Here is a 9080-nt window from a genome sequence, read left to right as displayed (position 1 = left end):
CGGCGAGGCGCCCGGGCGGCCGGCCCCGGTCGGCGCCGGCCGCCCGGGTCCGCTGCTCTGGCCGCTGTCCGCGCACACCCCGCAGGCGCTGCGCGAACAGGCCGACCGGCTGCTGGCGTTCGCCGAGCGCCGGCCGGAGCTCGACCCGGTGGAGCTGGGGCGCGCGCTGGCCACCACCCGGACGGCGTTCGCCCACCGGGCCGCCGTCGCCGGGGGCGACCGCGGTGACCTGCTGGCCGGACTCGGCGCGCTGGCCCGGGGCGAGCAGGCGGCCGGCCTGGTCCGGGCGCAGGCGCGGCACGCCGGCGGCACCGTGCTGGTGTTCCCCGGCCAGGGCTCCCAGTGGGACGCGATGGCGCGCGAACTGATCGACAGTTCACCGGAGTTCGCCGCGAAGCTGGCCGCCTGCGAGGAGGCGCTGGCCGGGCACGTGGACTGGTCGCTGACGGCGGTGCTGCGCGGCGAGCCCGGGGCACCCGGTCTGGACCGGGTGGACGTGGTGCAGCCGGCGCTGTTCGCCGTGATGGTGTCGCTGGCCGAGCTGTGGCGGGCGGCCGGGGTGCGGGTGGACGCGGTGATCGGCCACTCGCAGGGCGAGATCGCCGCCGCGCACGTGGCCGGGGCACTGAGCCTGGCGGACGCGGCGGCCGTGGTCGCGATCCGCTCCCGGGCGATCGCCGGCCTCGGCCTGACCGGGCAGGGGGCGATGGCGGCCGTGCCGCTGGCGGTCGCCGACCTGCCCGCGCTGGGCGGGTCGATCGCGGTGGCGGCGGTGAACGGGCCGGCCGCGACCGTGGTCTCCGGCGAGCGCACGGCGGTCGAGGCGCTGGTCGAACGGCTGCGGGCCGAGGGGGTGCGGGCCCGGCTGGTGCCGGTGGACTACGCCTCGCACTCGGCCCAGATGGAGCCGCTGGGCGAGAGCCTGCCCGCGCTGCTCGCCGGGATCCGCCCGCGCCGCACCGGGACGGCCTTCTACTCCACGCTGACCGGCACCCGGCTGGACACCGCCGGGCTGACCGGCGACTACTGGTACCGCAACCTGCGCGGCACGGTGCGGCTGGACCGGGCGGTGCGGGCGGCGCTGGCCGACGGGCACCGGCACTTCGTGGAGAGCAGCCCGCACCCGGTGCTCACCGTGGGCCTGGGCCAACTGGTCGACGGCGCGGCCGAGGTGACCTCGACGCTGCGGCGCGACCACGGCGACCCCGGGCAGTTCGCGCTCGCGCTCGGCGAGTACGCCGGGCGCGGCGGCGCGGTGGACTGGACGGCGGCCTACGGGACCGGCGAGCGGCTGACCGGCCTGCCGACCTACGCGTTCCAGCGCCGTCGGCTCTGGCTGGACAGCGTGCCCGCCCCGGTCGCCGACCGCGCCCCGGCGCCGGCGGCCGACGAGGCGCAGCCGCCGCGGTCGGACCTGACCGAGGAGGCGGCCCTGGCCGCCGTGCGCAGTGCGGCGGCGCTGGTGCTCGGGCACACCGGCCCGGACGCCGTGGACCCGGACCGCACCTTCAAGGACCTCGGCCTCGACTCGGTGGCGGCGGTGGAGCTGCGCGACCGGCTGGCCGGAGCGACCGGCCTGCCGCTGCCGGCCGGCCTGGTCTACGACCGGCCCACCCCGCGCGCCGTCGCCGCCCACCTGACGGGCCGTCAGGAGGTGCCGGAGCCGCAGGAGGCGGTGCGGCAGGGCGACCCGATCGCGGTCGTCGCGCTCAGCGGCCGCTGGCCCGGCGGCGCCGACACCCCCGAGCAGCTCTGGGAGCTGCTGCGGGCGGGCCGGGACGCGATCGGCCCGTTCCCGGAGAACCGCGGCTGGGACCTGGACGCGCTCTTCGACCCCGACGGCGAGCGGCCCGGGACCTCCTACACCCGCCAGGGCGGCTTCCTCACCGACGCCGACCGGTTCGACGGCGCCTTCTTCGGCCTGAGCCCGCGCGAGTCGGCCGCCATGGACCCGCAGCAGCGGCTGCTGCTGGAGTCCGCCTGGCACCTGACCGAACGGGCCGGCCTGGTGCCGGCGGACCTGCGCGGCAGCCGGACCGGGGTGTTCGTCGGCGTCATGCCGCAGGAGTACGGACCGCGCCTGCACGAGGCCGCCGACGGGGCCGAGGGCCACACCCTGACCGGCACCCTGACCAGCGTGGCCTCCGGCCGACTGGCCTACACCCTCGGCCTGGAGGGCCCGGCCATCACGGTGGACACCGCCTGCTCGTCCTCGCTGGTGGCGATCCACCTGGCGGCCCAGTCGCTGCGGGCCGGCGAGTGCGAGCTGGCGATCGCCGGCGGCGCCACCGTGATGTCCTCGCCGGGCATGTTCACCGAGTTCAGCCGGCAGCGCGGCCTGGCTCCCGACGGCCGCTGCAAGCCGTTCGCGGCCGCGGCCGACGGCACCGCGTGGGCCGAGGGCGTGGGCCTGGTCCTGCTGGAGCGGCTCTCCGACGCGCAGCGCCACGGCCACCGGGTGCTCGCGCTGGTGCGCGGCTCCGCGGTCAACCAGGACGGCGCCTCCAACGGGCTCACCGCCCCCAACGGCCCCGCCCAGGAGCGGGTGATCCGGCAGGCGCTGGCCGCCGCCGGGCTCGCCCCCGCCGACGTGGACGTGGTCGAGGCGCACGGCACCGGCACCGCGCTCGGCGACCCGATCGAGGCCCGGGCCCTGATCGAGGCCTACGGCCGGGACCGCCGGCAGCCGCTGCTGCTCGGCTCCTCGAAGTCCAACCTGGGCCACACCCAGGCGGCGGCCGGGGTGACCGGGGTGATCAAGCTGGTCCAGGCCCTGGCGCACGGCGAGCTGCCCGCCACCCTGCACCTGGACGCCCCCTCCCCGCGGGTGGACTGGAGCTCCGGCGCGGTCCGGGTGGTCGACGCGGTGACCCCGTGGCCGGAGACCGGCCGCCCCCGCCGGGCCGGCGTCTCCTCGTTCGGCATCAGCGGCACCAACGCCCACCTGATCCTGGAGGCCCCGCCGGCGCAGTCCGACCACGAGGCGGCGGCCGACCAGGCCGGGCCGCTGCTGCTCTCGGCCCGCACCGACCGGGCGCTGCGGGAGCAGGCCGCCGCGCTGGCCGAGCTCGCCGCGGCCGGCACCGCCGGGCTGGCCCCGGCCCTGGCCACCACCCGCACCCACTTCGAGGAGCGCGCCGCCGTGCCGGCGGGCGACCCGGTGCCGGCCCTGCGCGCGCTCGCCGCGGGCATCCCGGCCCCCGGTCTGCTGCGCGGCACCGCCGCCAAGGCGGTCCGCACCGCCTTCCTCTACTCCGGCCAGGGCAGCCAGCGGCCCGGCGCCGGACGGGAACTGTACGACGGTCAGCCGGTGTTCCGGCAGGCGGTGGGCGAGGTGGCCGGCCTGTTCGCCGCCGAGCTCGACGTGCCGCTGACCCGGGTGCTGTTCGCCGAGCCCGGCACCGGGCCGGCCGACCTGCTGGACACCACCCGCTACACCCAGCCCGCCCTGTTCGCCCTGCACGTGGCCCTGCACCGGCTGGCCGAGTCGCTCGGCCTGCGCCCGGACCACCTGATCGGCCACTCGGTGGGCGAGCTGAGCGCGGCCCACCTGGCCGGCGTGCTCACGCTGCCGGACGCGGTCACCCTGGTGGCGGCGCGCGGGCGGCTGATGGAGCGGCTGCCGGCCGGCGGGGCGATGGCCGCGATCCGGGCCACCGAGGCCGAGCTCGCGCCCGAGCTCTCCGAGCTGGTCTCGCTGGCCGCCGTCAACGGGCCGGCCGCCGTGGTCGTCTCGGGCGACGGCGACCAGGTCCGCGCGCTCGCCGCCCGGTGGCGGGCCAAGGGGCGCCGCACCAAGCTGCTGCCGGTCCAGCGCGCCTTCCACTCGCCGCTGATGGACCCGGTGCTCGCCGAGTTCCGGGCGGTGGCCGAGCGGCTGACCTACCGTGAGCCGCTCGTCCCGGTGGTCTCCAACCTCACCGGAACCGTGGCCACCGCCGAGCAGCTGCGCGACCCCGGGTACTGGGTGCGGCACATCCGCGAGGCGGTCCGCTTCCACGACGGCGTCCGCACCCTGCACGCCCTCGGCACCACCGCCTACCTGGAGCTGGGCCCGGGACCGGTGCTGACCGCGCTGGCCGAGGAGAGCCTGGCCGAGGAGGACGCCCCGCGCGCCGCGGCCGCGGTGCTGCGCGCCGGGCGCCCCGAGACCGAGACCCTGCACGAGGCGCTGGCCCGGCTGCACGTGCACGGCGCCGCGGTGGACTGGCGGGCGGTCTTCCCCGCCGGCCGCCCCCGCACCGACCTGCCGGGCTACCCGTTCCAGCGCCGCCGGTACTGGCTGGACCAGCCGACCGGCCGGGCGGCCGGCGGCGCGGGGCTGGCCGAGACCGGGCACCCGCTGCTCGGCGCGGCCACCGAACTGCCCGACGGCGCGGGCCGGCTGCTGACCGGCCGGATCTCGCTGCGGACCCACCCGTGGCTGGCCGACCACGCCGTCGCCGGTGCGGTGCTGCTGCCCGGCACGGCCCTCCTGGAGCTCGCCGTCCAGGCCGCGCGGACCGTCGACGCGGACCGGATCGAGTCGCTCGACCTGGCCGCACCGCTGATCCTGCCCGCCCGCGGCGGGGTCCGGCTCCAGGTGCTGCTCGGCGCGGCGGACCCGGAGGGCCGGCACCCGGTGCAGATCCGCTCGCAGGCCGAGGAGCCGGGCGCGGAGTGGATCCGGCACGCCACCGGGACGGTCCTGGCGGGCACCGGTCCGGCCGCCCCGCTGCCCGGGGAGTGGCCGGCCGACGCCGAGCAGGTCGACACCGACGGCCTCTACGCCGAGCTGGCCGAGCGCGGCTACCGGTACGGCCCGGCCTTCCGGCTGCTCACCGCCGTCCGGCGGCACGGCGAGGAGCTCCTGGTGGAGACCGCCCCGGCTACCGACGCGGCCGGCTACGCGCTGCACCCGGCCCTGCTCGACGCCGTCCTGCACGCGGTGGTCAGCACCGCCGACCGCACCGTCCTGCCGTTCTCCTGGCAGCAGGTGACGATCCATCGGACGGGTGCGGCGGTGGTGCGGGCCCGGATCACCCCGGCCGGTGCCGACACGGTGTCGGTGCGGCTGGAAGACCCGGCGGGCCGACCGGTGGCCACCGTCGGGGCGCTCACCCTGCGGGCCGCGGCCGGCCCGGGCGCCGAGTCGGCCTACCGGGTCGACTGGCGGCCGGTCACCGGGCCGCAGCGGGCCGATGCCGAGGTGGTGACGGTCGACCGGGACGCCGCGGGCAGCTTCGTGCTCGCCGAGGTGTCCGGTGCCGGGCAGGCCCTGACCGTGCTGCAGGACTGGCTGGCCGCCGACCGGCAGGCCGTGCTGGCGCTGGTCACCGAACGGGCGGTGGCCACCCGGCCCGGCGAGGACGTGCCCGACCCGGCCGCCGGCGGAGTCTGGGGCCTGGTGCGCACCGCGCAGGTCGAACACCCGGACCGCTTCGTCCTGGTGGACCTGGACGGCACCGCCGCCTCGCGCGCCGCGCTGCCCGCCGCACTGGCCGCCGGCGAGGCCCAACTGGCGCTGCGCGACGGCGAGATCCTGGTCCCCAGGCTCACCGCGGAGCGCCCGGCCGACCTCCTCGACCCCGGTCCCGGCGCCGCCTGGCGGCTGGACACCGCCCGACCGGGCAGCCTGGACGGCCTCGCCCTGCTGCCCGCCCCCGAGGCCGAACGGCCGCTCGCCGAGGGGGAGGTGCGGATCGCGGTGCGCGCCGCCGGGCTCAACTTCCGCGACGTGCTGATCACCCTGGGCATGTACCCGGGCGGGGCCCGGATCGGCGCCGAGGCCGCCGGCACCGTGCTGGAGACCGGCCCCGGGGTCACCGGACTGCGGCCCGGCGACCGGGTGACCGGGCTGGTCCGGGGCACCCTCGGCCCGGTCGCGGTCACCGACCACCGGCTGCTGATCCGCACCCCCGCGCAGTGGACCGACGCCCAGGCGGCCACCGTCCCGGTCGCCTTCCTGACCGCCCACCACGGGCTGTTCGGGCTCGGCGGGCTGACCCGGGGCCAGACCGTGCTGGTGCACGCCGCCACCGGCGGGGTCGGCCAGGCAGCGGTCCAACTCGCCCGCCAGGCCGGGGCAGTGGTGTTCGCCACCGCCAGCCCGGGCAAGTGGCCCCGGCTGCGCGAACTCGGCCTGGACCAGGAGCACACCGCCTCCAGTCGGACGCTGGACTTCGAGTCCGCCTTCCGCACCGCCACCGGCGGCCGCGGCGTCGACGTGGTGCTCAACGCCCTCGCCCACGAGTACACCGACGCCTCGCTGCGCCTGCTGGCCCCGGGCGGGCGATTCGTCGAGATGGGCAAGACCGACCAGCGGGACCCGGCCGAGGTGGCCGCGGCCCACCACGGCGCCCGGTACCTCGCCTTCGACCTGTTCGACGTGGCACCCGAGCGGATCGCCGGGATGCTGGCCGAGCTGGCCGAGCTGTTCGCCCGCGGCGCCCTGCACCCCCTGCCGGTCGAGGCGCAGGACGTGCGGCTCGCCCCGCAGGCGGTGCGCCGGCTCAGCCAGGCCCGGCACACCGGCAAGCTCGCCCTGACGCTGCCCCGCCGGCTGGCGCCCGGGGGCACCGTCCTGGTCACCGGCGGCACCGGCGCCCTCGGCGCGCTGGTGGCCCGCCGACTGGTCGCCCGGCACGGCGTCCGCCGGCTGCTGCTGACCAGCCGGAGCGGACTGCGGGCGCCCGGCGCGCCCGAGCTGGTCGCCGAACTCGCCGGGCTGGGAGCCGTGGTGACGGTCACCGCGGCCGACCTGGGCGATCCGGGGGCGGTACGCGCACTGGTCGCCTCGGTGCCGGCCGAGCACCCGCTGACCGCCGTGGTGCACACGGCCGGCGTGCTCGCCGACACGGTGCTCACCGCGCTCACCCCCGAGCGGCTCGACGAGGTGCTGCGCCCCAAGGCCGGGGCCGCCCGGCAGCTGCACCTGGCCACCCAGCACCTCGACCTGGCCGCCTTCGTGCTCTTCTCGTCCGCGGTCGGCCTGCTGGGCAACCCCGGCCAGGCCAACTACGCGGCCGCCAACGCCCAACTCGACGCGCTCGCCGCGCACCGCGCCGCGCGCGGGCTGGCCGCGGTCTCGCTGGCCTGGGGCCACTGGGCCGAGGCCGGCGGCATGGCGGCCCGGCTGGGCGGCGCCGAACGGGAACGGCTGGCCGCCACCGGCCTGGGACCGCTGGCCAACGAGGAGGCGCTCGCCCTGTTCGACGCCGCCCTGGACAGCCCCCACCCGCTGCTCGCCACCGCCCGGCTGGACCTGGCGGCGGTGCCGGCCCAGCGCCCGGCCCCGCTGCTCGGCGCCCTGCTGCGCCGCCGCAGCCGCCCGACCGCGGCCGCCGCCGGGGACGGACCGGCCGCGCTGGCCCGGCAGTTGACCGGCCGGCCGGCGGCCGAGCAGGAACGGTTGCTGCTCGACCTGGTCCGCGCCACCGCCGCGGCGGTGCTCGGTCACCCCGACCCGCGCACCGTCCAGCCGGAGACCGGGTTCATGGACGCCGCCTTCGACAGCCTGGGCGTGATCGAGTTGCGCAACCGGGTCAACGCGGCCACCGGCCTGCGCCTGCCCACCACCGCGGTCTTCGACCACCCGACCCCCGTCGCGCTGGCGGCCGAGCTGCGCCGCCGGCTCGCCCCGGCCGCCGAGCCGCCGCAGGCCGACCCGGCCGTCGCGCTGGACCGCCTGGAGCAGGCGCTGCGCGGCCTGGCTGCGGACCCGGACGCCCGCGCGGCCGCCCACCAGCGGCTGACCGCACTGCTCGCCTCGCTCGGCGCACCGGGCCCCGGGGCCGCGGAGCAGGACGCGCTGGCCGAGCGGATCACCGGCGTCAGCAACGACGACATCTTCGACTTCATCGACCACGAGCTCGGTATTTCCTGAGAGGCAGAGCAGAGATGAGCACCACCGAGGAGAAGCTCCGCGACTACCTCAACCGGGTCGCCACCGAGCTGCACCAGACCCGCCGCCAGCTGCGCGACGCCGAGGCCCGCGCGGCCGGGGCGGACGCCCCGGAGCCGATCGCGATCGTCGGCATGGCCTGCCGGTTCCCGGGCGGCGCCGACACGCCGAACGCGCTGTGGCGGCTGGTGGCCGAGGAGCGGGACGTGGTCGGTCCGTTCCCCACCGACCGCGGCTGGGACCTGGAGCACCTGTACGACCCGGACCCGGACCGGCCCGGCCGCAGCTACGCCCGCGAGGGCGGCTTCCTCTACGGGGCGGCCGAGTTCGACGCGGAGTTCTTCGGCATCTCGCCGCGCGAGGCGCTGGCCGCCGAACCGCAGCAGCGGCTGCTGCTGGAGACCGCGTGGGAGGCGCTGGAGGACGCGGCGATCGACCCGACCGGCCTGCGCGGCTCGCGCACCGGCGTGTTCGCCGGCGTGATCGCCCAGGAGTACGGCCCGAGCATGCACCACCTGCCGGCCGAACAGACCGACGGCTACGTGCTCACCGGCAGCACCACCAGCGTCGCCTCCGGCCGGATCGCCTACACGCTCGGCCTGGAGGGCCCGGCGGTCACCGTCGACACCGCCTGCTCCTCCTCCCTGGTCGCGCTGCACCTGGCGGCCCGGGCGCTGCGCACCGGCGAGTGCGACCTGGCGCTGGCCGGCGGCGCCACCGTGCTCGCCGCCCCCGGCATGTTCATCGAGTTCAGCCGGCAGCGCGGCCTGGCCCCCGACGGCCGGTGCAAGCCGTTCGCCGACGCCGCCGACGGGACCGGCTGGGGCGAGGGCGCCGGGCTGCTGGTGCTGGAGAAGCTGGCCGACGCGCAGCGCCACGGCCACCGGGTGCTCGCCGTGCTGCGCGGCTCGGCGGTCAACCAGGACGGGCGCAGCAGCCAGCTGACCGCGCCCAGCGGCACCTCGCAGCAGCGGGTGATCCGCCAGGCACTGGACGCGGCCGGGCTCGGCCCCGGCGAGGTCGACCTGGTCGAGGCGCACGGGACCGGCACCAGGCTGGGCGACCCGATCGAGGCGCAGGCGCTGATCGCCACCTACGGCGCCGCGCACAGCGCCGAACAGCCGCTCTGGCTCGGCTCGGTGAAGTCCAACATCGGCCACACCCAGGCCGCCGCCGGCGTCGCCGGGGTGATCAAGTC

General features: G+C 78.2%; 2 protein-coding genes. Both read left to right on the top strand.

Translation table 11 applies throughout. The features are described 5' to 3' along the window. On the top strand, positions 1–7864 hold a 7864-nt coding region (locus ACFW1A_RS34200; protein ID WP_380416059.1), incomplete at its 5' end, for an SDR family NAD(P)-dependent oxidoreductase. A 14-nt stretch (positions 7865–7878) separates the two neighbouring features. After that, the coding region (locus tag ACFW1A_RS34195) for a beta-ketoacyl synthase N-terminal-like domain-containing protein (RefSeq protein WP_380416057.1) at positions 7879–9080 on the top strand (1202 nt) is incomplete at its 3' end.

This window comes from Kitasatospora sp. NPDC058965 (genome assembly GCF_042741245.1).
GTDB lineage: Bacteria > Actinomycetota > Actinomycetes > Streptomycetales > Streptomycetaceae > Kitasatospora.
Note: the sequence above shows the minus strand (reverse complement) of the source record. Positions and strands in the feature narration are given on the sequence as shown.